Source organism: Clostridium sp. (assembly GCF_051278035.1).
In the GTDB taxonomy this organism is placed as follows: Bacteria; Bacillota; Clostridia; order Clostridiales; family Clostridiaceae; genus Clostridium_AD.
In genome coordinates, this window is sequence record NZ_JBNMNU010000029.1 from 1 (window position 1) to 24629 (window position 24629).

At 30.9% G+C, this 24629-nt stretch carries 28 protein-coding genes, 1 tRNA gene and 1 pseudogene; 7 read left to right on the plus strand and 23 right to left on the minus strand.

The annotated features are described in order from the left end of the window. From ACJAX4_RS06250 to ACJAX4_RS06320, 15 genes and pseudogenes are all read right to left on the minus strand, one after another. Positions 1-459: pseudogene (locus ACJAX4_RS06250) on the minus strand (ComEC/Rec2 family competence protein); the annotation flags it as partial. A 61-nt stretch (positions 460-520) separates the two neighbouring features. Then, positions 521-781, minus strand: a complete 261-nt coding sequence (locus ACJAX4_RS06255) for a hypothetical protein (protein ID WP_435788594.1) — start codon at positions 779-781, stop codon at positions 521-523. Between the two features lie 193 nt (positions 782-974). After that, on the minus strand, positions 975-1115 hold the full coding sequence (locus tag ACJAX4_RS06260; RefSeq protein WP_435788595.1) for a hypothetical protein: 141 nt from the start codon (positions 1113-1115) through the stop codon (positions 975-977). 158 nt (positions 1116-1273) lie between these two features. Next, positions 1274-1786 carry an MORN repeat-containing protein gene (locus ACJAX4_RS06265; protein WP_435788596.1) on the minus strand — a complete coding sequence of 171 codons (513 nt, stop codon included), beginning with the start codon at positions 1784-1786 and terminating at the stop codon, positions 1274-1276. Between the two features lie 153 nt (positions 1787-1939). Then, positions 1940-2104, minus strand: coding sequence for a zinc-ribbon domain-containing protein (locus tag ACJAX4_RS06270; protein ID WP_165413721.1), 165 nt, complete (start codon positions 2102-2104; stop codon positions 1940-1942). A 211-nt stretch (positions 2105-2315) separates the two neighbouring features. Continuing rightward, complete coding sequence (locus ACJAX4_RS06275) at positions 2316-2498, minus strand: hypothetical protein (RefSeq protein WP_435788597.1); 183 nt, start codon at positions 2496-2498, stop codon at positions 2316-2318. Between the two features lie 226 nt (positions 2499-2724). Continuing rightward, positions 2725-3345, minus strand: coding sequence for a V-type ATP synthase subunit D (locus ACJAX4_RS06280; protein ID WP_435788598.1), 621 nt, complete (start codon positions 3343-3345; stop codon positions 2725-2727). Position 3346: 1 nt separating this feature from the next. Then, entirely contained in the window at positions 3347-4729 is a 1383-nt protein-coding gene (locus tag ACJAX4_RS06285; protein WP_435788599.1) for a V-type ATP synthase subunit B, read from the minus strand. Positions 4730-4768: 39 nt separating this feature from the next. After that, the gene (locus ACJAX4_RS06290) at positions 4769-6526 is read right to left on the minus strand and encodes a V-type ATP synthase subunit A (RefSeq protein ID WP_435788600.1); all 1758 of its coding nucleotides are present in this window, start codon (positions 6524-6526) and stop codon (positions 4769-4771) included. 20 nt (positions 6527-6546) lie between these two features. Then, positions 6547-7158, minus strand: a complete 612-nt coding sequence (locus tag ACJAX4_RS06295) for a V-type ATP synthase subunit E (protein ID WP_435788601.1) — start codon at positions 7156-7158, stop codon at positions 6547-6549. A 55-nt stretch (positions 7159-7213) separates the two neighbouring features. Then, the gene (locus ACJAX4_RS06300; RefSeq protein WP_435788602.1) at positions 7214-7522 is read right to left on the minus strand and encodes a V-type ATP synthase subunit F; all 309 of its coding nucleotides are present in this window, start codon (positions 7520-7522) and stop codon (positions 7214-7216) included. 17 nt (positions 7523-7539) lie between these two features. Next, positions 7540-7965: an ATP synthase subunit C gene (locus ACJAX4_RS06305; protein WP_435788603.1), complete on the minus strand. Its 426-nt coding sequence runs from the start codon at positions 7963-7965 to the stop codon at positions 7540-7542. 67 nt (positions 7966-8032) lie between these two features. Continuing rightward, positions 8033-10000, minus strand: coding sequence for a V-type ATP synthase subunit I (locus tag ACJAX4_RS06310; RefSeq protein ID WP_435788604.1), 1968 nt, complete (start codon positions 9998-10000; stop codon positions 8033-8035). A 40-nt stretch (positions 10001-10040) separates the two neighbouring features. Continuing rightward, positions 10041-11081, minus strand: coding sequence for a V-type ATPase subunit (locus ACJAX4_RS06315; RefSeq protein ID WP_435788605.1), 1041 nt, complete (start codon positions 11079-11081; stop codon positions 10041-10043). A gap of 12 nt (positions 11082-11093) precedes the next feature. Further along, on the minus strand, positions 11094-11408 hold the full coding sequence (locus ACJAX4_RS06320) for a hypothetical protein (RefSeq protein ID WP_435788606.1): 315 nt from the start codon (positions 11406-11408) through the stop codon (positions 11094-11096). Positions 11409-11657: 249 nt separating this feature from the next. Here ACJAX4_RS06320 and ACJAX4_RS06325 point away from each other — a divergent pair, with 249 nt between their 5' ends. The 6 genes from ACJAX4_RS06325 to ACJAX4_RS06350 all read left to right on the plus strand — a co-directional run bounded on the left by ACJAX4_RS06325 (position 11658) and on the right by ACJAX4_RS06350 (position 14993). Next, positions 11658-11927: a hypothetical protein gene (locus tag ACJAX4_RS06325; protein WP_435788607.1), complete on the plus strand. Its 270-nt coding sequence runs from the start codon at positions 11658-11660 to the stop codon at positions 11925-11927. A gap of 86 nt (positions 11928-12013) precedes the next feature. Next, positions 12014-12409 (plus strand): hypothetical protein, encoded by a 396-nt coding sequence (locus ACJAX4_RS06330; RefSeq protein ID WP_435788608.1) that lies wholly within the window; start codon positions 12014-12016, stop codon positions 12407-12409. A 120-nt stretch (positions 12410-12529) separates the two neighbouring features. Continuing rightward, on the plus strand, positions 12530-13132 hold the full coding sequence (locus ACJAX4_RS06335) for a hypothetical protein (protein ID WP_435788609.1): 603 nt from the start codon (positions 12530-12532) through the stop codon (positions 13130-13132). 31 nt (positions 13133-13163) lie between these two features. Then, positions 13164-13889: a hypothetical protein gene (locus tag ACJAX4_RS06340; RefSeq protein ID WP_435788610.1), complete on the plus strand. Its 726-nt coding sequence runs from the start codon at positions 13164-13166 to the stop codon at positions 13887-13889. Positions 13890-14048: 159 nt separating this feature from the next. After that, positions 14049-14222: a hypothetical protein gene (locus ACJAX4_RS06345; RefSeq protein ID WP_435788611.1), complete on the plus strand. Its 174-nt coding sequence runs from the start codon at positions 14049-14051 to the stop codon at positions 14220-14222. A 582-nt stretch (positions 14223-14804) separates the two neighbouring features. Beyond that, a complete protein-coding gene (locus ACJAX4_RS06350) occupies positions 14805-14993 on the plus strand; it encodes a DUF4177 domain-containing protein (RefSeq protein WP_435788612.1) in 189 nt (62 codons plus the stop codon). 120 nt (positions 14994-15113) lie between these two features. Here ACJAX4_RS06350 and ACJAX4_RS06355 read toward each other — a convergent pair. The 5 genes from ACJAX4_RS06355 to ACJAX4_RS06375 form a co-directional block, all read right to left on the minus strand. Beyond that, a tRNA-Sec gene (locus tag ACJAX4_RS06355) sits at positions 15114-15210 on the minus strand. Between the two features lie 92 nt (positions 15211-15302). Next, positions 15303-17219 (minus strand): selenocysteine-specific translation elongation factor, encoded by a 1917-nt coding sequence (selB, locus tag ACJAX4_RS06360; RefSeq protein WP_435788613.1) that lies wholly within the window; start codon positions 17217-17219, stop codon positions 15303-15305. Positions 17220-17275: 56 nt separating this feature from the next. Next, positions 17276-18655: an L-seryl-tRNA(Sec) selenium transferase gene (selA, locus tag ACJAX4_RS06365; protein WP_435788614.1), complete on the minus strand. Its 1380-nt coding sequence runs from the start codon at positions 18653-18655 to the stop codon at positions 17276-17278. A 56-nt stretch (positions 18656-18711) separates the two neighbouring features. Beyond that, a complete protein-coding gene (gene selD / locus ACJAX4_RS06370; RefSeq protein WP_435788615.1) occupies positions 18712-19740 on the minus strand; it encodes a selenide, water dikinase SelD in 1029 nt (342 codons plus the stop codon). A gap of 81 nt (positions 19741-19821) precedes the next feature. After that, the gene (locus ACJAX4_RS06375) at positions 19822-20484 is read right to left on the minus strand and encodes a helix-hairpin-helix domain-containing protein (RefSeq protein ID WP_435788616.1); all 663 of its coding nucleotides are present in this window, start codon (positions 20482-20484) and stop codon (positions 19822-19824) included. 148 nt (positions 20485-20632) lie between these two features. Between ACJAX4_RS06375 and ACJAX4_RS06380 the strand changes: the two genes are divergently transcribed. Then, positions 20633-21913, plus strand: a complete 1281-nt coding sequence (locus ACJAX4_RS06380; protein ID WP_435788617.1) for a serine hydrolase — start codon at positions 20633-20635, stop codon at positions 21911-21913. Positions 21914-21972: 59 nt separating this feature from the next. Here ACJAX4_RS06380 and ACJAX4_RS06385 read toward each other — a convergent pair whose 3' ends face one another. From ACJAX4_RS06385 to ACJAX4_RS06395, 3 genes are all read right to left on the minus strand, one after another. Then, positions 21973-22905 (minus strand): RluA family pseudouridine synthase, encoded by a 933-nt coding sequence (locus ACJAX4_RS06385; RefSeq protein WP_435788618.1) that lies wholly within the window; start codon positions 22903-22905, stop codon positions 21973-21975. Between the two features lie 74 nt (positions 22906-22979). Continuing rightward, complete coding sequence (locus tag ACJAX4_RS06390; RefSeq protein WP_435788619.1) at positions 22980-23360, minus strand: RidA family protein; 381 nt, start codon at positions 23358-23360, stop codon at positions 22980-22982. Positions 23361-23378: 18 nt separating this feature from the next. Next, positions 23379-24629, minus strand: a complete 1251-nt coding sequence (locus ACJAX4_RS06395) for an LCP family protein (RefSeq protein WP_435788620.1) — start codon at positions 24627-24629, stop codon at positions 23379-23381.

Below are 24629 nucleotides of genomic sequence, written 5' to 3' on the forward strand. Positions count from 1 at the left end.
ATCCTCATTACAAATTTTATAATCTTTTACTTTATAAGTCCCAACTACTCCTCTTTCATACACTGGGTTTTTTTTAAAATTACCAATGATCCAAACACTTCTTCCTTCTATTAATTTAAAAGTATTACCTTCCAATAGTATCTTTTTATCATTATATTTTGCATAGCAATAATATGTACTTTTATCTGAAATTCTAACTTCCAACTTTTCTTTATTGGGTAAATTAACATTAAAATAGGCATAATAATTTACAGCTCCAATAATGAAAAAGCAAACTACTAAATAAAAGAAATGTTTATCTATCGTGAAATACATTATAGTTAAAAAAGATGCAGCAATGACCGCACCTACAATAGGGTTAATGATTGTGATTAAAACTGTAACACATCCCATAAATATTGTTATTGCATAGTAAACTAAGGGTCTAGTCATAATAATTTGTTCCAAATAGGGTATCAAGCATTTTTACCACCTCACAATTTAATTTTATCCAATTAATATTGATTTAATCAGTACACACCTACTTATTTCTCATTTTAGTAATACCCCTAGAAGCCTCTTTTCCTTCAGAGTATAGCCCAGACGCACTCATTCCCATTATTAGTCCTGTAATGATTGCAGTTTTAACATCTCCACTGTTTTCAAATATAAGTCCAAAAACAACTCCTAGAATTAAAGATATTAATGGTGCAAAATTATTAGGTAACCCCGCTTTTTTTATAACATCAACTAAAATCGTTATTATGGGTATAAGGGCGATGCCTTTATAATCATAATTCATAGTAAACCTCCAAACATATAATTTTATTTATATAATTATATGTTTGGAGGTTTATATTATATACTATCTATTATATAATCTTTGTAATAAATAGGAGACTTCAGCATAACAGCTAAAGTCTCCGTAATTTCAAAGAAATAATTATTTATATACTAATATTGAAACCCATTATTAAAGTTTTAATAGAAAGGTTTTAACATTCTTTATGACATTTTTTATGATGTCTTCTCCTGTTGTTTATAATAATAGTATTACAACAATCGTTGTTGTTATCATTACAACAGCCATCATTGTTATCAGCTAGTAATAATAATATTATCCACCAAAAATACATTCATATTCCCCCTCTTTTAAGGCAAATATCCAATATCCTTTAATAAGGCAGCTTCGCAAAAAAGTCTATACTCTAGTTTTTTTTGTGAAATGCCAACTGCTTCTTTTGTTAGTATATAATATTATATATCTTATTAAATAGTTCCATAAATTTTACTCCTATACTATTTCAACTTTTCCGTCAGGATATATATACATCCCTTCGCCATGTCTTTCATCATTTTGCCATCTGCCTATATATTTTTCCCCTGTTGCCCAAGTATGGATTCCCTCGCCGTGTCTAAGACCTTCCATCATGTCACCTACGTATGTGTCTCCCTCCGGCCATATACAAATGCATTTTCCTGATTTTTCACCATTATCAAAATCCCCTATATACTTTTCACCGTCTGGCCAAGTATATATTCCATATCCATGTTTCTCATCATTACTCCAATTACCAATATATTTTTCCCCACAAGCCCAAGTAAGAGTACCCTCACCATTCATTTTACCATTATTCCAAAGACCTATATATTTACTCCCATCGTTATAGATAAAAGTTCCCATACCATGTTTCAAACCATCTTTTTTGTGTCCTTCATAATTCCCCCCATGAACATGTGATGCTTTTGGGACTATAACATCGTTAATTTTATTTGAATTAGTAGTATTTAACTTTATATTTTTCATATGACAATCTCTCCTTATAATATACTGTGTTATTATATTAAATTTGCCTTATACCAAATATAATATACCATAAATTTTGTAATATAATAAGTTTTTTTTGCAAAATAAAAACCTATAGGAACTAAATCCTATAGGTATTTTTGTTAAATTAAATTATCTTTGAAATCCTCTATTGTTTTGTTGTTTTTTAGCTCTTCTACAATCAGGACATCTTTGAGGTTCATTTTCGAATCCTTTTTCTTTGTAAAATTCTTGCTCTCCCTCAGTGAATACAAATTCTTGTGAACAGTCTTTACATACAATAGTTTTATCTGCCATTTTAAACATTTCTCCTTTTTAATTATATTAAGATTTAAGAGCTGATTTACTTTATATGCCTAAAAAGGTAATGTTTTAATCATATTAAATCTTGTTGTTGCTGATTTTGCAATCTCAACTTCTTAATAATAGCATACATATTCCCAATGTGCAATGTTTTTTTTAAATATTCAACAATATTTTAACTATAATTTAACAAATATCGAAATACTTATCGTTTATCACTTCTAGATATTTCTAAATTAATGGTTTCTTTAACAAGATCAAGTGCATTTAGCTTACTATGGCCCTTATGTTTAATTTCATTTTGCCCTTTTCTAGCAATAGCCTTATACGGATATTCTTTCTCATTATTTTCTATAATTTCAATTACGTAACCTCTATATTCTTCCATACTCCACCTCTTATTATTTATTTAAAATTTTGTTCATAATTCTATATGTTCCATATATCATGTAAAACTAAACTGTAATTTTATTTAAATTAAAGCTTTCTTGGAATTTAACATTTCGTTTACTAATACAAATTATTTATATAATTTTCCTTTTTTGTCCTCCCTTTCATCTAAGGTCATTATACCACATCTTGAATAGTTTGAATATTCTTTTATTGAAATTAGTTTAATCTTCTCTTCTATGTTTCTTTTTCACTATTTTAAGTCTAAAAAAATCTTCTCTTTCTTTTTCTTCTAAAACCTCTGTAACATACTTAACTATTCCCTCATATTTAGGAATTTGTATATTTTGAAGCGCATTGGCTCTCTTTTGAGTTTTCTTTACTTCCATAGCTAATCTATACACGGCATTTTCTATCTCTGCAAGCTCATAGGTTAAATACTTTACTCCATTAAACTCTTTTCTTGCCTCATCAATAGAAGCACTACTTCTATAAAACCCATATTTGGGTTCTATCCCTTTCCTTTCAAAAATGATACTAGGCACTTCTACCCCCATAACACTCCTAAATAAAATTTCATAGTCCTTAGCTTCTTCCACTGCCATAGCTATATCCTCTACGTTTATTATTCCTGTATTTATATTTGCATATTCTAAAGCTTTGTACGCCTTTGCGAAAACTATATTTACCTGATTTTGAATTTCACGTGCTTTATCAACGTAAGACATCATTTCTCTTATAAGTACATTCCTTTTTTTATCCAATAAATCAAAGCCTTTTTTAGAAAAATCCAGAGAACTTTTAGCCGCCATTAAAGTAGATTTAGTCGGTGCAAAATTCTCCATACTACTCTACCACTTTTTTATAATATTTATCTAAAATCTGAGGTGAAACTCTATCCAATTCATTTTTAGGTAATATACCAAGAATTTCCCATGCTAAATCTAAAGTTTCTGACATATCCCTATTTTCGTCATAATTTTGTTTTAAAAATTTTTCTTCAAAAGCTCTACCAAAATCCATGTATATTTTATCTGTTTCCGACAGTTCATCTTCTCCTATAACTTGAGCCAGGGCCATTACGTCCTGTACCCTAGAGTAAGCTGCAAATATTTGATTTGACGCATCTGCATGATCTTCTCTAGTAAATCCGGCGCCAATACCATCCTTCATAAGTCTGGAGAGTGATGGTAGGATGTTCACTGGTGGATATATGTCTCTATGCTCCAGCCCTCTACTTAAAACAATTTGCCCCTCCGTTATAAATCCTGTAAGATCTGGTACAGGGTGAGTTATATCATCATTAGGCATACTTAATATAGGTATTTGAGTTATACTACCGTCTTTTCCCTTCATCATCCCAGCTCTTTCATAAAGCGACGCTAAATCCGAATATAAATATCCTGGATATCCCTTTCTACTTGGCACTTCTTCTTTTAAGGATGAAAGTTCTCGAAGCGCTTCACAATAATTAGTCATATCAGTAAGTATTACAAGTACATGCATATTTTCTTCAAAGGCTAAATATTCTGCAGCAGTTAACGCACATCTTGGAGTTATTATTCTCTCTACTATAGGGTCCTCTGCTAAATTCACGAACATAACTACCTTTTCAAGCACTCCCGCTTCTTCAAAGCTTTTCTTAAAAAAGTTTGCGTCATCATACTTTATACCCATAGCTGCAAAGACTATGCAAAAGTTATCATCCGCCTCATCAGAAATTTTTGCTTGCCTTACTATTTGTGCTGCTAGCTCATTATGAGCAATTCCGTTACCAGAAAATATAGGAAGCTTTTGCCCTCTAATTAATGTAGCAAGGCAATCAATAGATGAAATTCCTGTTTGTATATAATCTCTAGGGTATTTCCTAGCTACAGGGTTCATAGGCCTTCCATTTACATCATATTTATTATAAGAATAAACCTCTCCTCCATTATCTCTAGCCTCACCTATTCCATTAAATTCTCTACCTAATATATCCTTTGTGACCGCTATTTTAAAGGATTCGCCCTTAAAATGCACCGAGGTGTTATCTACTGACATGCCCGTTGTTGTTTCAAAAACTTGGACTATAGCCTTGTCTTTATAAATTTGAACAACCTTTCCTTTTTTCTTATACTTTCCATCAACCAATATATCAACGATTTCATCATAGGCTACATTTTCCACATTAGAAAGTATAATTAAAGGTCCCTGTATTTTATTTAACATTAAATATTCTTTTTTCATATTGGACCTCCTTACATATATATATTATTTATATATATATTATTTATATTTTTTTATAAGTTTATCAAAATAACCTACTAATTCTTGCTCTATATCATCTATTACGGAAAGTTTATCATTTGGTACGTTATATTTCATCTTATAGAGTTTTTCCATTATTTCCTTGTTGTTTATGACAGAAATAGGTATGCCCTCTTTTACAGCTCTCCTACCATTATCATAAAAAGATTCTATAACTTTAAGCATCTTATATTGTTTATCTAATGGTGCAAAAGCATCGATAGCATTATAAGCATTTTGTTGCAAAAATGCTATTTTAAGACACTTCGCCACCTCTATAACCAGCCTTTGATCATCAGGAAGTACATCCTCACCCACTAGCTTAACTATTTCAAGAAGTTTATCCTCTTCATATAAAAGTTTAAGCATCTTTGCTCTTAATCCAAATATATCCTCTGCCACATTTTCCTCATACCAGTCCTTTAAAAGTGATAAGTATCCACTATAACTAGATAGCCAGTTTATTGCTGGATAGTGCCTTGCATAAGCTAATTTTTTATCAAGTCCTAAAAACACAGAAACAAACCTTTTAGTATTTTGAGTAACTGGTTCTGAAAAATCTCCCCCAGCTGGTGATACTGCACCAATTACAGTAACAGACCCTTCGCTGCCATTTAAATTTTCCACATAACCAGCTCTTTCATAAAACTCTGCAATTCTTGAAGGAAGATATGCTGGATACCCTTCTTCAGCAGGCATTTCTTCAAGCCTTCCAGAGATTTCACGTAGCGCTTCTGCCCATCTTGAAGTGGAATCCGCCATTATAGCAACGTGATATCCCATATCCCTAAAATATTCTGCTATAGTTATACCTGTATAAATACTGGCTTCTCTTGCAGCTACAGGCATATTTGATGTATTAGCTATAAGCACAGTTCTGTTCATAAGAGGTAACTCTGTTCTAGGGTCTATAAGCTTTGGAAAGTCTTCTAAGACTTCTGTCATTTCATTTCCTCTTTCTCCACAGCCAATATACACGATAATATCAGCATCAGACCACTTTGCAAGCTGATGTTGGGTTATAGTCTTCCCCGTTCCAAATCCTCCAGGAATGGCGCAAGTTCCTCCTTTAGCCAACGGGAAGAAGGTATCTATTATTCTTTGTCCCGTAATAAGTGGTTTAAAAATAGTTTTTTTATCTTTTACTGGTCTTGAATTTCTTACAGGCCAATATTGGTAAAGTTTAAGTTCATGATTTGTTTCACCCTGTTTAAGTACAACTACTATAGTTTCTATATTGTACTTTCCATTTTCTTTTACCTTGGTTACAGTTCCAGAGGTACCAGGTGGAACCATTATCTTATGAACAATAGATTCAGTTTCCTGAACGGTTGCATATACATATCCCTCTTTTAATTCATCTCCCACACTAACAATAATATCTACATCCCAAAGTTTTTCTATATCCAGAGAAATAAGACCTATCCCTTCCGGTATAAATCCATAAGATATTTCATTTATTTTCTCAAGTGGCCTCTCAATTCCATCAAATATGTTTCCAAGAATTCCTGGCCCAAGTTTGAGAGAAAGAGGACTCCCAGTAGAAATTACAGGCTCACCTATCTTAAGCCCACTAGTTTCCTCATAAACTTGGATGGTTGCGAAGTCCTCTTCTAATATTATAATTTCACCGATAAGCTTCTTCTCGCCTACCATAACCATTCCTCTCATTTTAAAGCCCTTCATGTGCTCAGCTTTTATAACCGGACCGTTTACTCCTATTATATTTCCTTCCATGTGTTTTCCCTCCCTGATTCCTAAGCCAGCATTTCCATAACTCTAACACCTATTAAGTCTTTACTTTCCTGTAACTTAGACTCTATACTATTATCTATTTTGAATTTCCCTTCAAAATCTTTTACAACTACACCACCTATGAAGTCTACCTCTGAAATAACAATTTCAAACTTTATATTATGGTACTCATTTAATACCATTTCAATCTCGCTATAAAACTTTTCACTATCCCTTTTAAGGACAACAATATAATAATTTCCTTTATCTGTTTCCATTAATGTTTCTTTAAGGGTATTTATGAAATATAATTTATATTCCGGTAAACGTGCGAACTGTATAAGCTTTTCACGAACATTTTCTAGAGTATCGCAAATGAGCTTATCCTTTAAAAATAAAATTTCTCTTTGCTTATTAAGTCTTTCTTTTGCTACTATCCCATTTGCTTTTATATTAGATTTTTTCGTAACTTCTATTTTGAGATTTCGTCTTAGATCTTTTATTCGTTCGTTTTCAGCATCTAATTTTTTTTGAATTTCACTATTTAAAACATCTAATTTTTCATTTTTTTCTTCATTTACCTTGTCATATATTATCTTAGAAAATAAACTTATCTTATCTTCAATGGTGGTCATAGCCTAACCTCCTGTAAATTCATATACTAAAGCATATTTATACTACAGTATATGATTATATTTTAAGTCCTATAGCCTCTTTAACGTATCTTAATATGGAGTCACTACTCTTACTCCAGCCATGCCTATCCGGAATTTCTACTATAAGAGGTCTTTCCTTTGACAATTTTATTCTATTTACTTCATCTGGTATTAAAAGAGCAATTTTTTCGGTTACTATTATTATCCCTATTCCTTCGTCCTTTTCTAATTGTCCTATTTTGTCTGCTATTTCTTGTTTTCCATGGAGAACAATTCCCTCCATCCCTACCATCTTCATACCCACAAATGTATCTACATTATCACTTATTAAATAGCTTTTCATAAAGCCCTCCTAAAAGATTATAATCTTTGAAGTATCAATATAGATATAACAAGTCCATATATAGCAATACCTTCTCCAAGACCAACAAATATAAGAGTTTTACCAAGCAACTTAGGATCTTCAGATACAGCACCTACTGCAGAAGATCCAACAGCACCTACTGCTACCCCTGCACCAATAGTAGCAAGTCCTGTAGAAAGTCCCGCTGCTAAGTAACCAAGACCAGCTGATGGGTTTGCTGCCACTGTTCCGGCAGCGTTTGCAACACTTGGTATATTCACAATAAGTGCCAATGTCATTACTGGTATAAAAGCACCTAAGTTAATTTTTAGTGCTTTATTAATTTTTTGTTTTCCTAAAATATCACTCTTACTTTGCTGCACTACTCCGTACGTAATGGTCAATATAACAACACAAAATGTTAACATTAATAATATAGTCATAATTATTCCTCCTCTAATATCTCAGTTTTAAATAACAACCTTAAGGTTTATATTTTATTTATATATATCATTTAAAATTAATCTTCACTGGTAGAAAATCAACCCCTCCACCTTCATAATATTTACTGAATAATTCATAATACTCAAGTCTTAATCCTTGTATAAATACGATAAGCCCTTCAAGACATATAATTACTACGTTTCCGATTATCATTATTAATATTGAAACAAATCCATTATTAGCCATGGTAGCCAATGCAGAAAACGCCATGAAAAGCCCCACGTGATTTAGCGCAAATGCTCCTACTCTAACAAATGAAAGTGTATTAGAAAATAAAGAGAGTATAGTTTCTACTACCTCAAAACTTGACTCTATAAAATAGTCCTTTGCTCCACCTTCGAACAATACCTTTTTTCTTAAAACAATATTAGTTAACGGCTGCTTTAGTAATATCAAAAGCAAAAAGAATACAAAATAGACTATCCAAATACCTATTGGCATTATTGGAGTTTTATAAATTGTAGATACTATTAATATTAAAGCTCCAATGTAGAACAGGAAACCTACTACTCCTTCTTTCCCAAAAATTCCACGTTCAATATCTTTTCGTCTTAAGCTGTTTGTAATCCCTAGTATAAAACCCAAAATGAGGAAACCGCACCCAAATATTATAGCGCCAATTAGTACATCATTAATATTTTCCATAGGTCTAATTAAAATCGCGGGAATTACATGTTCCGAACCAAATACACTTCCATATAGAAATCCAAACACTATAGAGCTAAATCCAAGCCTTTGACAAATACCTCCCATATTACCCTTACCCATTTTAATATTTATAAGAAAACCCGCTAATAGAAATATTAGTCCTTGCCCTACATCACCAAACATAGCTCCAAACATTAGTACATATGTTATTGCCATAAACGTAGTGGGATCAATTTCATCATAGCTTGGAACCCCATACATGTAAACCATACTCTCAAAGGGTTTGAATAATTTATTGTTTTTAAGCATGGTTGGAGGAGTTATATCTTTATTGATTATTTCACTCGGCTCCTTTTTAATGATTAATATTCTGTCATTAAAACTTAAAATCAGTTTGTCAATCCTCTCCATAAAACTTTTAGGTATCCACCCTGAAAGATAAAAAAACTCATTTGTGCAAGCTGCTGTCTTTTTAATTTCCTCGGATTTTCGCTCTAGTTCATAACTGTTTTCTAGATTCTTTATAGTTTCATAATTTCCCCTTAGAAAATCATGAATACCGTTTTTAATTTCAACTATTGACTTTTGAGTATCATTTATTTCCCCTTGAACAACTACTGTAACATCCTTCGGAATCCCACTATAATGAGTAGGCATAAATATTTTCTCGCAATTTGCAGATTTAAAAATCCTTTCGGTTTCTGCGAGTAAAAGAATTGGAGTAAAAGCTATGAATATAACAAATTCTTTTCCCTTGCTCACAGTTTCAATTACTGAGGGTATATTTTCATAATTTGCTTTTAGCTTAACCATGTTTTGTTCAGGCACTTTGTATAAACCTGCTTCAAAATTCTGCATAGTAATAATTTTTTCAATTGGAATAGTCACATTCCTTAAAAATTGCAGTGCATCATAGGTGTTTTTAAGATATTGTTCTTTTTGTTTTAAATTTTCAAATTTAGCGTTTAAAACCATATATTTATTATAAACTTCACATATTTCACTTTCTACCTTATCGAAATCATAAATCATCTCTTTTTCGTATGACATATTTATAGAAAACTCTTTTTGACTCTCTGAAAGCTTTTCAATCTGTTTTAAACTTATATTATAGTCTTTATCATATAAGTATGGTCTTATATAGTTTACATCCATTAAAGCTTCTATATTATCCACAGAAGTTTTAAGTACAAAGTCTGATGAATTTATTTCTTGCAAAGCACTTACAGGTTGCATACAGCCTTCTATCACTAACATTTTGGTTAATTCATCAAAATCTGCAATGGCCCCCACTAAATTAACCATATGCATTTTCTCTATAGACACAATATCACCGCCTCCTATGTTCCTTTTGTACAGTTAAAATTTATAACGTGACTGAAACAAAATTTATACCTTCACTCATATCAATTCCATATCTTTTTTGTTCTATTATAGATATAATATCTTTCATTTCAAGCTTATAAAACATAAAAAAACTCATAACCACACTAATATTTGTTTTATTTTCTCTAAGGTATTTCCCGAAATATTTTCTTTCAAATTCTCTTTGCCCTTTTTCAATAGAATTAGAATCATCTCTCTCATAAATAGTAGCATATGGTGTTTTTCCTATTATATTATGAAATTCTTCTATACTATTAACATAACAAAGATTTTTAAGGTTTTCTTTTGAAAGCTTAAAACCATTATATATAATATAGTTAAACAGTTCCTCAGAAGGAATTTTGTAGAATGTTTTTCCTCTATATACCCATCCTAAATTTAAAAGATCTGCCTCTACTCCAATTATATTACTCACAACTTCTTTATTTTCAGCATTTAAATGTTTTAATTCGCGTCTAATTGCCGAAAAATATACAAAATCAAGTTCTGTTTCAATTTTAAATAAGCTTCTTTCACTTGTGATATTAGCTAAATTTTTTAAGTGCTTGTAATATATACTCCCTTTAAGTCCCTCTATTAAATCCTCCACACTCTTAAGTGTTAGCAAGTAGTCATAATTAATTGTACTTAATGGAGTTCTTGCAATTAGCTTTTTTGCAATTTCGTCTTTACTATGTTCTAGATGTTTACCTCTAATAATTACTTTTAAATCTTCTATTTCCCACTTTATGAATAATGCTTTTATGAGTTTCCTATATTCACCATCAAAATATTTTATAAATTTACTATAGATACTTATAAAATGCCTATCTAAAATAATCTCTAGGGTTTCTCTATGAATATTCTCTAAGTTATATCCTTCAAAAAATTTTCCATAGCTCGTTTCCTCTTTTATTACTTTAACAGTGCTTTTAAAATCTTTGCACTTTAGTAGTTTTGAATACTGCTCAGTGCTTAGCATTTTTCCCATCATACACTTCACTTTAGTATTTATAGCACTAAACTTAACAACACTTCCCATATATTTCCACTCCTATAGTGACTTTATTATTCTATTAAATACGACCTCTATAATCTCTAATTTATTACTTTGATACTTCGTATTGATATTATTTAATCCTTCTTCTTTCTCTTTCCTTATAATTTTAGCTTTATTGTCTGCCTCTAATAATTTTTCATTACTAATATCACTCTTAATATTTTGGGATTCCTCTTGAAAACTAGCTCTCATATCTTTTACTGTAGTTTCAAATCTATCTTGTTTTTCTTTTAGCAGTTGATCTATGCCCTTTCTATATTTTTCAGCATCTTTATCTATATTCATTATTTTGTTCATTGTAAATTCCAAAGCCTCGCCTCCAATATTTAAGTTTGAAAATAAATACATACTTACATTTTATTCTATTATTTAAAAATTAATACATAATTAAATGTTATTTCATAATTATAATAATTAACTATCTTTCCATTATATCCTTTTAAAATGCTGTTGTCGAAATCTATTTTTGATTTTCTATATAATAATTTTCCTTTTTATTATTTAAGGGGTATAGTATAATAATGTACTAATAACAAATGAGTTTTAAAGGAGGCCATTATGAAGGATGACATAAGAGAAATTGAAGCTAACACATTAAATTATTTATATGAGAATAGAACCTCATCCCCACAAAGCGTTGCAAAAATAAAATTAGCGCTTGAACTAGGTAAGGGGAAAGGTGACATTAGATTATTTAAAGCTTCTCTTGAGTCTTTAATTGTAAAGAAGTTTATAAAAAAACAAGAAGACAGAGGAAATTATAAAATTGGACCTAATGGAATAGCATTTATTGAAGATGCTTCAGAAGAAGATTCAAAAGAAGATTAGTGTCAATTCGGCTCAGATCACATAGAATTATGTATCTGAGCCGAAATACTTATTAATAGATTAATCTAATGTTTTGGAGGTTTATAATGGTTGAAATTTTAAAATTTATTGTAGCACTCACAAATGAATTACATGATTTACTGATAGATGTTTTTCCAGGCTTTGGAATTAATTCAAATGATAAAGAGCTTCATTTTATTGTAATAGGAATAATCGGTATGCTTATTTACCTATTTGTTGATAACCTATTTAAGATCATGTCAAAATATAGTATTTCTATTTCATCTTTTATATATACATTTACTGTACTTATAGTTATTGTTTTTGCCATCGAAATAATGCAGCTATACACCAAAAGAGGCAATATGGAATTTGCAGATATAGTTGCCGGCCTGTGGGGATTTTTAGCTTTCTACTTTGTTTATATTGTGTTATATAATTTAGTTCGGTTTATTATAAAAAGTGTTAAAAGGCGCAACTAGAAATTTTATAAAGCATTTCATATTATACTGTTATGGAGATATTCCAATGTAGAAATATGTATAATATGTTATAATTTTTATAGGCTTAGGCCAAGTTGCATTCATAGGGGGCACTTAAAAATGAAAATTAGAAAATCTTTGCTTTTAATAATTACATCCATATCAGCAATTATAACTAGTATATTTCTAGGGTTTTACGCTTTTAAAAGCGGTTGGCGTCCTGATAAATTTTATAATGGAATAAGGGGTACTGATTGGATAATGATATCCGGGGTAATCCTTATGATTTTATGTATGACAATTATTATTATCAGTTTCTTACTTAGTAAAAAGAAAGCATTGAAAATGATTATTAAATTATATCCATCTAATTACAAAAGGCAATCTAAAATACTAATACTATGGCTGATATATCTTGTATTTTTAATAATACTAGTATTTTACTCTCCATCTATATCAATTATATGTCTGCTTTCCATTGTAGCTGGAGTTTGTATATTAACTATCTTACCTTTGTATTTCACAAATGGACTTTATGAGAATGGAATAATGTATTCTGGAATGCTTTATTCATGGAATAGTATTATAAGTCATAATTATAAACAAAATAATGTAATCACATTTGAAATAGAAAATATCTTTAAAGAACGTAAAGAACTTAAGTTTTTTTTCAAATCGATAAGTTGTAATGAGATTGATGAAATAATCAATAGGAACATATGATTTTCCGATATAAATCATGGAGGTGTTTTAAATGATATATCTTTACTATATCCTCTTAGGAGTTTTAGTTTCCTTACCGTTTTTGAATATATTATTGATTTATAGAAACATAATTAAAAGAGCAAAAATTCAAGAAAAATCAGATGTAATAGCTTTATGGGGTATTAATTTTAATTTAATCCTGTCAATTTTTAGTATTATACTGTCCATAATACTTTTTAAAATTTTTCTAATCAGGTATTTTGAAGCATATTCAATTCTTATTCCTGACTATCTTAACAAATGGTACCAAATGTTCGATTATAATTCCATGCTTACAATTAAGAATACATTCTTCCAGAAATTCATTACAATACATGAACTCATTACAATAAATATGTTTATGGGATTAGGGCTTAAAACTTTCTCTTCTAGTATAATGTGTTTGTCTCTGGCTATATCAAATTTATATAGAGGGTTACAAAGAAAAACGATAAGCACTAAGGGCATATATTATTTAGGTAAATCAATAAAATGGGTTGAGATAGTTGAATATGAATGGAAATGTCTAATTAAGAAAAATAATATAAATCATAATATTGAATATTACAAGCTATCTCTATATGTGAAGAATGATAAATTCACTAAGTGGTTTTTAAGTGAAAATACATCAAAGCATACTTTAAAAATTAGTTCACATGATAAGGAAAAAGTAAACTTCTTAATTAACAATAACAATATAAATCTGATAAATAACAATAAAACGATAGGGATCTAAAAAGGATAGCACATACTTTTTTTATAAATCGTCACAACTATTAAAACCGAATAATCGCTTGAAAAACAGTAATGTATTTACAAGAAATCATGTTATAATTATCATTTGTTAGTTCTAAATAGTATTTATTGACGAAACCATTTCATAGGGGGTGTAATTTTGAAATTAATAATAGTCTTGATACCCATATTTGTTGGATTTTATATTAGTTATTTTATAATAAAAATAGCAGTCAAACACGCTATAAAAGAAAGTTTAGAAGATATACGTGCCACTATTAGTAAAGAAATTTGTATGAGCAGAGATGAATATGATGGGAAAAACATCGAGTAGTAACTGCTAAAAGTTAAATATAGGATTTGGTTTACGGACTATTATTTTATACAATTTAGCGACTTTTTCAAAAGGGTTATTAATTTTAATATTACTAAATTGTATAGGATTTCTGCTAAAAGGTGCACACCCTATATTGATATCTATCGCAATTGAATATATTAAATCTAGATTAGATAATTTCGATGAATTAAATGTGAAGATATAAATAATATCCATTGCTTTATTTCAGATACACACAAAAACACCTAAAATAAATTAGGTGTTTTATAATGTCACAGCATTATTAAAGCAATTTTTTAGCTATATCTATTATTTCGTTTTCAATATCATATGGATCGTCTATTGATTCAAAATTATAAGTTAAAACAGCCTTACTACTGCAGTGCTGTTAGAAGTGCAATAAAAGCATATATATAATATCACCTTCCTCTCTTATAATACGGTATTAAAAAATCGAATCATTTACCATGTTTTACTAATAAAAAATAATTATACATATAACAATATGCTATAATTACTATTAGTTAGGATGATATCGTATCAAATTGTGATATAGAATTATAAAACTATAGAAGGGATGTGGTTAAAATTTATAAATATCTATATGTTGCAGCAAAAACAAGAACTGCGTTTAGTAGTTCAGAGCATAGAGCATTAATTGATAAATATAGCCAAGAAGGCTGGCGATTCATTACTGCTATTCCAACTGTATTTAGTCTTCATGGTCAAGTTAAGGAATTTGATTTAGTTTTTGAGAAAGAAGATTAGTACCTATCTGCATAACAGTTCTACTTTCTACATACCCCTTACCATATCTTTTTGGCAGAATAAATAAGCGACCCAGAATACATAAAACTATGTATCTAGGCCGCAATATGTCATTTTAATTGGCGGGAATATGTGTGAATCGAACACACCCATCGTGGTATTAGCACGGCAACACAGTTTTGAAGACTGGCAGGCACACCAGCACCTATCTACTCCCAATATATTCGTAATTATAACATATCACATCACTATATTCAACAACATTATGCATGATTTTGTCGAATAGTTGATGTCTCAAACTAAATATTTTTAACTTTCCTTGTACAATACTCTATCGTTCTCTACTCTTTTAGTTAATTTAATACCATCAAAATGTTCTAACATAGCTACTGAGAATTTTCGACTTGTGTTAAACACATCTCTAGCAGAAGATGCAGCTATGCTACCATTTTCCACGATGTAGTTATACACTATGTGTTTTGAATTTTCATAATGCTCTTTTGTAAAAATACAATCCTCAGCTATTTTCATTAATTCTCCATTATCCATAAGTGATTCAAACACCATTTTAAAATTATTTTTGTCCTTTTCGTTTACTATTAAATCTGAATACTTAGGGGTATTGTATCGCCCTTCATGGTAAGCTTTAATAATGGTATTCCTCAATTTTTCTTGTTCATTTGTATATTGTATCCTAAATTCATATAAAGATACATTTTTTTCATAAACTTTTATAACATTCCTTTTTTCCATAAGGATTAATATTTCGTCATAGATTTTTTGCTTTATATGCTTTCCGAAAATTTTATTCTTTATTTCCTCTTTTGGCATTCCAATCTTAAGTGGATTTCCATTATGATATATTATTAATTTTTTCTCTATTTCCTCTATTTTCTGCTTTATAAAATCACTATGTATATATATTGTCTTATCTAAAGCTGTTAACTTTATTATCCTATTGCCTTCTACTAGTGTTTGCAATTTCTCTTCTATACCTTGTTCATTTTTACCTAGTGCTTTTAGAATCATAGTAACATTTGGGTAATCTCCGCTAAGTTTTCTAAGCGTATTTTCTAAAATATTTTCAGTTTTTCCACTTTCTTTAATTTTAAGCTCTTCATTATACTTTTCATTAAACCTTTTAGCCTTATCAGCGGATGGCTCAATTATAGTCCCCCCAGCTATAGTATGCATGGGAGAATAACTCCTAAGCACATATTTATCATTTCTTTGAGCATTTATTGGTTTTTCTAGTCTTAATTGCACATAAGCATTTTCTCCTGGCGCTATCTCTTCCTTGTCTAGTATAATCACTCTACAAAGAATTTCCTCTGTTCCATGATATAATTTGACCCTCTGCCTATTGACTAATGGTTTTCCCGCACTTTTTAGGTAGTAGAGCGCGCAATCTATTGAATAAGACGGCTCCATTATGTTAACCACAGAAACTACATTGCCTCTGCTTATTTCACTAAGTTTTATATTGGCAAGGTTTATAGCGCATCTTTGACCCGCTTCTCCAAAGCCGCAAGGTTTATCATGAATATGAATACCGCGAATCTTTGTAACTACCTTTGATGGATATACTTCTACTGAATCTCCTACCTTGACTCTTCCACTTATTATTGTTCCAGTTACTACAGTACCAAATCCACTTACTGAAAATGCCCTATCAACAGGTAACCTAAAATGACCTTCAGTATCTTTAGCGGAAACTTCTTCTGTAATTTTATCTATATCGTAAATTAACTCTGGAAATCCCATTTTAGTTTTCGAGGATACTGCATGAATAGGCGCATCTTCTAAAAAAGTATTTTTAAATTCTTCTTTTATATCCTCCATGATCATTTCAATCCATTCTGAGTCCACCAGATCCGATTTTGTAAGGACTATAATTCCTTTTTTAACATTTAATAATTGTAGTATTTCAAAATGCTCTCTAGTTTGAGGCATAATCCCCTCATCTGCTGCTATTACAAGAATCACCACGTCTATACTACTTATTCCTGCTAGCATATTTCTAATAAATTTTTCATGACCTGGTACATCAATAATTCCAGCTCTTCTACCAGATGGTAAATCAAAATAGGTAAAACCTAAATTTATAGAAATTCCCCTATCCTTTTCTTCTTTTAAAGTATCTGTTTCTCTACCCGTTAAGGCTTTAATTAAAGTTGTCTTTCCATGATCTATATGACCTGCCGTTCCTATAATAATATGTTTCATATAAACAGCTCCCTTCTATAAGAATGGCTCCCTTTTCATAAAAATGGCTCCCTTTTTTACATTTCTCTAAAAGCATCAGTAATAATTTCATAATCCTCTTGAAATAGAGTCCTAAGATCCATTACCACTTCATTATTGTTAATTCTTACGATTATAGCTACTTTATTCATTCTTAATCCTTCTTCTATTTGCATCGCTGTAAAAAGGTCACTTTTTATTTTAATTACGTATGTTTCCATTTTCTCAGTAGGCATGGAGCCTCCACCCACCATTGAATAATCCAAAGCTATAGTAAAAGTAAATTTGTCAGTTTTATTTTGGAGCTTTCTTTTTAGTTTTTGTGCTCTTTTCTTAAGTTCTGTAATGGGGCACAAAAGCATCCTTAGTGTTGGTATATTTTTAATAGCTTCTGCTTCTTCTAAATAATGATGAATCGTACCTTCTAAAGCTGCCAAGTTCATTTTATCTATTCTAAGAGCTCTAGTTAATTGGTTTTTCTTCATTTTATCAATATATTTTTTCTTGCCTACTATGATCCCAGCTTGAGGTCCCCCTAGCATTTTATCTCCACTAAAGGTTACTACATCTAGGCCTTTTCTTATACTTTCCTGAACTGTAGGTTCGTATTGGAATCCGTATTTAGAGTAATCTATTAAAACTCCACTTCCTATATCTTCAACTACTGGTATATCTTTTTCATTTCCTAGTTTTACTAACTCTTCTATAGATACTTCCTGCGTAAATCCAATGATTTTGAAATTAGAGGTATGTATTTTTAGTAGCACTCCTGTATTCTCTGTAATATTATCCGCGTAGTCATATAAATGAGTTCTATTAGTGGTGCCTACTTCTACGAGTTTAGCTCCACTAAATTTCATAACCTCCGGAACTCTAAAGGACCCTCCAATTTCTACTAATTGCCCTCTAGACACTATTGCTTCCTTTTCCCTACAGAGTGTATCTAGTACAAGCATTACCGCTGCTGCGTTGTTGTTTACCACCATAGCTGCCTCTGCGCCAGTTGTTTTCATAAGGATATCCTCTATATTTGAATATCTTGATCCTCTCTTGCCCTTTTCTATGTCATATTCAAGATTGTTATAGTTTTTAGAAACATTAATTACATTTTCTATAGCACTTTTTGCTAAAAGAGATCTGCCCAAATTGGTATGCACGACAATTCCCGTAGCATTTATAACTTCTCTAAGTTTTGGACTATTCTTTTTGTTTAATAATTTAATTGAGGAAGTTATCACCTGCTGTTTTGTAAATGACTCTATTTCATTGTTTAAGATTCCTCTCCTATAAAATTCTATAGACTCTCTTAAAGAATCTAATACAAGAACTCTAATATTACTGGATAATTGCTCTTTTATTTCTCCTTCTTGAAGTAATTCATCTATCTTAGGTAAATTTCTTAATAACTCTGTATTCATAGTAATTAATCTCCCCACATTCATTTTCTTAGTTAGATTATCTTTCTTTATAATTATCATTCCACAATTATATACCTATCTTGCAAAGGGATTACTTCTCCGATAATTCTTGATTGTAGTTCCAATTTATTAAGCCTTATCATAAGCTTTTCCGCTTCTACTTTTGTACAGGATACTAAAAGTCCACCTGAAGTTTGAGGGTCAAATAAAATATCTTCAAACCACTCCGGTATTCTCAAAAGTTCATATTTACCTTCTAAGTATACTCTATTATTATAACTACCTTCAGGAACCAGGCCTATCTCTGCGTATTCTTTAGCCTCTTTTATATATGGTATTTGTTCTTTAAATAATTTAAGACTTACATTTGATCCACTAGCCATTTCGTAAGAGTGTCCCATTATGCCAAAACCCGTTATATCCGTGCAAGCACTTATCTCGTGCTCCATAATAATTTCTCCAGCATATTTGTTTAGTGTGCTCATAACTTTAACTGCTATATCATAAGCCTCTTTTGATGCCAATCCAGCCTTGATTGCTGTACTAATTATACCTGTACCCAAGGGTTTAGTTAAAATTAATACCTCCCCTACTTTAGAGCCATAATTTTTTAACACCTTATCTGGATTAACTATACCCATCACTGAAAGACCGTATTTAGGTTCATCATCCTGTACCGAATGCCCTCCTATTGTCATTGCTCCAGCTTCTATTACTTTATCTGCACCACCTCTTAGAATTTCTCCAAGTATATCTATGTTTAAGCAGTTAGGAAAACATACTATATTTAATGCTGTAGTTGGTTTACCTCCCATAGCGTACACGTCACTTAATGAATTTGCTGCCGCTATTTGACCAAAGGTATAAGGGTCGTCTACCACTGGTGTAAAAAAGTCTAAAGTTTGAATAATTGCAATTTCATCGCTTAATTTATATACTGCTGCATCATCGGAAGTTTCAATTCCAACAATTAAGTTTTCATTATCCATTTTTGGTAATTTATCTAATATCTTCGATAAGGCCCCCGGCCCTATTTTAGCTGCTCAGCCAGAGGTTTTCGAAAACTCTGTAAGTCTCTTCTCCATATTGCCGCCTCCTTATGCTTCTTATTAATAGCTGGAATTATATATTGCCACTAAATCTTCATGATAATTTTATACCATTAGTTACTTTATGTCTACCTTATCTATAAATTTGCTCAATGTCTTTTCCCCAATGCCTACTACTTTTATTAGTTCGTCTACAGATTTAAATCCTCCACTATCTTCTCTGTATTCAATTATAGCATCTGATTTAACATCACCTATGCCTATAAGAGTATTTAGTTGTTCTTTTTCTGCAGTGTTAATATTTATAATATCATTTTTCTCAGAAAAGCTTGAACGTGTATCACTTTCAGCGCTATTTTGGGTGCTACTTTTGAAATTTTGAATTTTAACTTCCTCTCCCTTTTTATAAATAACAATACAGTCTTCATCATTTAGTTTTGTAGAAAGATTAGTTGCATCAAGTTCTGCGTCAATAGTAGTCCCTCCTGCTAGTTTTATAAGATCAGTTACTCTACTTCCTTTTTTTACTTCGTAGACACCAGGGGCTTTTACAGCGCCCTTTATATCCACCTTAATATCATCTACTATATTTGATTCGACGGAAGTAACTCCCACTGCATCCTTTGTCTCTGAAGATTTATCAACTTCTACAAATATATCCTCATAATTCGAATCATTGACATTTTCTTTTGAACTTGACATTGTATATCCAGCTATTATAAAAATAATGCTTATGCACAAAATTACTATTGAACCAATTATTTTTTCTTTATTTTTCATAATTCCTCCCTATTAGCCATAGTCTTCATAAGACGATTAAAAATTTCTTTACCTTACATTTTAAATTATTGACAACTTTTCATAAATATTGTCGCTAAGAAAAGTTTTTTTTGATATAATGTAAATATTAAATACTGGGAGGTAATCTATGAGGAAATTAACCACAATAATAATTTTGTCAATATTTATAGTCTTTAACATATCCCCGGCCGTTAAAGCACAAGTGAACCCACCACCGGCATCAGCCGATAGTGTTGTTTTAATGGATGCTACCACCGGTACAATACTTTACGAAAAAAATAAGGATACGGCTTACCCTCCAGCATCCACCACTAAGATAATGACTATACTTCTAGTTTTAGAAAAAACAAATTTAGATGATATAGTAACCGTAAGTAAAAATGCATCCTTAGCTGACGGTTCAAAAATATATATACGCGAAGGTGAAAAACTGCCAGTAAAAGAATTATTATATGGTTTAACATTAGCCTCTGCTAATGACTGTGCTGTAGCACTAGCTGAACATATAAGTGGTTCTGTAGAAGAATTTGCAAAGCTTATGAATGAACGAGCAAAATCACTTGGTGCTAAAAATACTAATTTTGTGAATCCCAACGGACTATATGACGTTAATCATAAAACTTCAGCCTATGATTTAGCTTTAATTATGCAGGAACTTACTAAATATGAAATATACAAGGAGATAGCAACTACTCCTTCTTATATAATGGCACCCACAAATAAGTGTGATCAAAAACGCCCTCTTTGGAACGGTAATAGACTAGTACAGCCGGGCGACCCTCACTATTATGAAGATTGCATAGGTGGAAAGACAGGCTATACCATTCAATCAAAACATTCTTATATTGCAGTAGCTAGTAGAAACGGTCAAAAACTTATAGTGTCTCTTGTACATGACTCAGTAAAGACCTTTTTCAAAGACAGTAAAGCCTTACTGGATTATGGATTTGATAATTTTGAGCTCTCTGAATACTTTGAAAAAGGTGATGTAGTGTCACATGAAACCTTGAAAGATGGAACGGTGCTTCCACTTCTTGCATCAAAGGATTTGTATGTTGTTAAAGATAAAAATTCAACTATACCTGAAGTTATAGAAGTTGAAGAACCGAATTTAGATGTATTATCTATTAGTAAAGGTGATTTAGTAAGTAATGCTACAATTACTTTTAATAATGATTCATATAGTTTAGATTTGGCTAGCGGAATAGATTATGCTAAAAAGAAATCAGCCCTTAGCAATCTTTTTTTAAAGGATTCTGCAAAAAAATCTTCTACCTTAATGAATTTAATGAAATATGTTCTGATTATTTTGGTTGTACTTATAATTTTTATAAGAGTAAAAAATGGAAAAAGAAGACGCAGACGAAAATTAGAAAGATTCATGGACAACTTTACTGATAGAAGATAATACTTAAAAGTACAAGGTATATACTAAGTTAACAGTATATACCTTGCACTTTTTTATAATTAACTTTCCGCTTTTAGTTTAATTATAAGTTTTTTCATGTCATCTGGAAGTTCTGACTGGAGTATAAGCTCCTCACCCGTTCTTGGATGTGGAATAATTAATTTGTAGGCGTGCAGCGCCTGCCTATCGATATAACTTTCTTCACTAGCTCCATAAAGACTATCTCCATAAATTGGATGACCAAGATGACTAAAATGAATACGAATTTGATGCGTTCTCCCAGTCTCCAAAGTTGCTTTTACAAGATCCCCATTTTTATAAGAATCAATAACTTCATAGTGAGTTATACTTCTTTGTCCACCTTCAAAAACTTCTCTGTTTATACTTTCTGGGTCAGGTTTCCCAATAGGCAAATCAATAGTACCTGACTTATCTTTCATATTCCCATGTACAATTAACATATAACTTTTCTCAAAAGTTTTTCCTTCCATATCATCAGCTTGCTTATGGATACTTTGCATATCCCTAGCTAATGCCATATGTGAAAATTGATTTTTAGCAATTATTATAAGACCTGATGTATACATATCCAGTCTACTGACAAGTCTCACAATGCATTTTTCATCTCTTTCTTTAAAGTAATATGAAACTCCGTTAGCAAGTGTTCCAAAGGGAAAACCCTTAGTAGGATGAACCACTATACCTGGCTCCTTGTTTATAATTATAAGATCTACATCATCATATATAACATCTAAATCCATTTTCTCTGGCTCAATATTTTGATGCTCATTTTTCTTCATATCAATTTCAATTTTATCACTAGTGCTTATTCTATGGTTTAACTTAGCAACTTTACCATTCACACTTATTTTCCCGCTAATACCTGAGCTTTTTAAAAATCTGCTAGATAAATCCTCAGTATACTTTAAGTAATCTCTTAATTTAACTTCCTTTACATCCACTTTAACCATATACGTTAATTTATTTGTCATACTGCACCTCTTTTATAAAAAGCCTCGAGTTATTACTCGAGGCTAATATAACTTATTATTAAACAAAATTTATTTTAAGCTATAGCAATTACTTCTATTTCTACTAATGCGTCCTTAGGAAGTTTTCCTGCCTGAATACAAGACCTAGCAGGTGGATTTGTACTAAAATATTGTGAATATACTTCATTCATATCAGCAAAATCATTCATATCCTTTATGAATACTAATGTTTTCACTACCTTATCTAAGCTAGTTCCCGCCTCTTCTAATATAGCTTTTACATTTTCTAGTGATTGTGCTGTTGCTTTTTTTATGTCATTATTTACAAATTCTCCAGTGGAAGCGTTTATTGGTAATTGGCCTGAAGTATAAAGTAGTTCCCCCACTTTTACTGCTTGAGAATATGGCCCTATAGCTGCTGGTGCTTTACTTGTACTTATGCTTTGTTTTTCCATTTTTACTCCTCCTTAATATTAATACATGTATTCATAATCTTCGCCTAACAAAACTATTATATCAAACTCTTCCTCAGTTAGCGATGAAACTTCAATGTTATTCATCATAAAGTCTTTTTTCAGATTATCTACTATGTCTTTATTATTTTCATTTACCCTAACCACAGTTTCACTAGTTGAGTCTCCGTTTCCCGTTACCACCTGAGTATACTCATTTTCTTTTAAGTATTCTGAAAAATTAGCAGCTAGTCCTGTCTTTTTAGTTCCGTTTAATACTTTTATTTTAAGATTCGACTTATCAATAAATTGTACACTAGCATTTCTTATTTTAGCGATAATCTCTTTGTTTGCTTCTTCATCATATACATAATAGGATATATTATTTATATATTTCTCCCCACCTTTAATAGTATCAATAGACATATCTTCACCATTCATAGTCGCAAACATAGTTCCATATTTAAGTAACTCATTAGCATCCATGTTAGTTTCTACATTCTTTTGAATAGCCGATAAAATACTTGGAATCTTAATTACTATCATAGGGCTTTTTATTTTTTCCATAACTTTAGTAATAAACTTTTGTTGATTTTTTATTCTGCCTATATCTCCATTTGCGAAACCACTGCCATCATTATTTTTTCTCCATCTGAAAAATTCTTCAGCTTTTTTACCATCCAAATGTACTGTTGTGCCTTTTTCAAACTTTATGCTTAAATCTTGAGTAGCGTCATCATAATCCATTGTTCTTTCTATATATATATCCACTCCACCGATGGCATCAATTACACTTCTAAAACCTTCATAATTGATTTTCCCATAGTAATCAATTTGAGTGCCTAATAGTACTTCTACAGCATCAACAGCACCCACCACACCACCAAGAGCATGGGCATTGTTAATTTTTTGATTTCTATTGTCTATTTTAATTAAGATATCTCTCGGAATAGAAACCAAATTAACTTTTTTATTTTCAGCATTATAATGTGCTAGTATCATTGTATCTGTCCTCTTAGGATCATTCGCACTTTTAGAATTAGGGTCCCCTATATCTACGCCCATTACTAATATATTATAGGATTCATCACTTTTAGCAATTTGTCCAGCGCCATTACCTTCAATATTACCAGTCGAATTTTTTAAGTCTATTGCATCATTATTAAAACCAGCTAAGAAAGAATAAAACCATATGAATGCTACTGAAATCACTGTTACAATAGCTACAATAGCAACTAGAGCAAATCTCTTATAATTAACTATTTTAATCAT

Bases quoted from the DNA above. Each gene is read 5' to 3' on its own strand.
- ACJAX4_RS06290 (WP_435788600.1), bottom strand. From the start codon at position 6,526: ATGGAAGGAAATATAATAGGAGTAAACGGTCCGGTTATAAAAGCTGAG.
- ACJAX4_RS06325 (WP_435788607.1), top strand. From the start codon at position 11,658: ATGAAGGATGACATAAGAGAAATTGAAGCTAACACATTAAATTATTTA.
- ACJAX4_RS06265 (WP_435788596.1), bottom strand. From the start codon at position 1,786: ATGAAAAATATAAAGTTAAATACTACTAATTCAAATAAAATTAACGAT.
- ACJAX4_RS06385 (WP_435788618.1), bottom strand. From the start codon at position 22,905: ATGACAAATAAATTAACGTATATGGTTAAAGTGGATGTAAAGGAAGTT.
- ACJAX4_RS06285 (WP_435788599.1), bottom strand. From the start codon at position 4,729: ATGAAAAAAGAATATTTAATGTTAAATAAAATACAGGGACCTTTAATT.
- ACJAX4_RS06295 (WP_435788601.1), bottom strand. From the start codon at position 7,158: ATGACCACCATTGAAGATAAGATAAGTTTATTTTCTAAGATAATATAT.
- ACJAX4_RS06305 (WP_435788603.1), bottom strand. From the start codon at position 7,965: ATGACTATATTATTAATGTTAACATTTTGTGTTGTTATATTGACCATT.
- ACJAX4_RS06390 (WP_435788619.1), bottom strand. From the start codon at position 23,360: ATGGAAAAACAAAGCATAAGTACAAGTAAAGCACCAGCAGCTATAGGG.
- ACJAX4_RS06375 (WP_435788616.1), bottom strand. From the start codon at position 20,484: ATGAAAAATAAAGAAAAAATAATTGGTTCAATAGTAATTTTGTGCATA.
- ACJAX4_RS06260 (WP_435788595.1), bottom strand. From the start codon at position 1,115: ATGTATTTTTGGTGGATAATATTATTATTACTAGCTGATAACAATGAT.
- ACJAX4_RS06300 (WP_435788602.1), bottom strand. From the start codon at position 7,522: ATGAAAAGCTATTTAATAAGTGATAATGTAGATACATTTGTGGGTATG.
- ACJAX4_RS06270 (WP_165413721.1), bottom strand. From the start codon at position 2,104: ATGGCAGATAAAACTATTGTATGTAAAGACTGTTCACAAGAATTTGTA.
- ACJAX4_RS06255 (WP_435788594.1), bottom strand. From the start codon at position 781: ATGAATTATGATTATAAAGGCATCGCCCTTATACCCATAATAACGATT.
- ACJAX4_RS06340 (WP_435788610.1), top strand. From the start codon at position 13,164: ATGATATATCTTTACTATATCCTCTTAGGAGTTTTAGTTTCCTTACCG.
- selB (WP_435788613.1), bottom strand. From the start codon at position 17,219: ATGAAACATATTATTATAGGAACGGCAGGTCATATAGATCATGGAAAG.
- ACJAX4_RS06280 (WP_435788598.1), bottom strand. From the start codon at position 3,345: ATGGAGAATTTTGCACCGACTAAATCTACTTTAATGGCGGCTAAAAGT.
- ACJAX4_RS06330 (WP_435788608.1), top strand. From the start codon at position 12,014: ATGGTTGAAATTTTAAAATTTATTGTAGCACTCACAAATGAATTACAT.
- ACJAX4_RS06335 (WP_435788609.1), top strand. From the start codon at position 12,530: ATGAAAATTAGAAAATCTTTGCTTTTAATAATTACATCCATATCAGCA.
- selA (WP_435788614.1), bottom strand. From the start codon at position 18,655: ATGAATACAGAGTTATTAAGAAATTTACCTAAGATAGATGAATTACTT.
- ACJAX4_RS06315 (WP_435788605.1), bottom strand. From the start codon at position 11,081: ATGGGAAGTGTTGTTAAGTTTAGTGCTATAAATACTAAAGTGAAGTGT.
- ACJAX4_RS06395 (WP_435788620.1), bottom strand. From the start codon at position 24,629: ATGATTAAAATAGTTAATTATAAGAGATTTGCTCTAGTTGCTATTGTA.
- ACJAX4_RS06380 (WP_435788617.1), top strand. From the start codon at position 20,633: ATGAGGAAATTAACCACAATAATAATTTTGTCAATATTTATAGTCTTT.
- ACJAX4_RS06275 (WP_435788597.1), bottom strand. From the start codon at position 2,498: ATGGAAGAATATAGAGGTTACGTAATTGAAATTATAGAAAATAATGAG.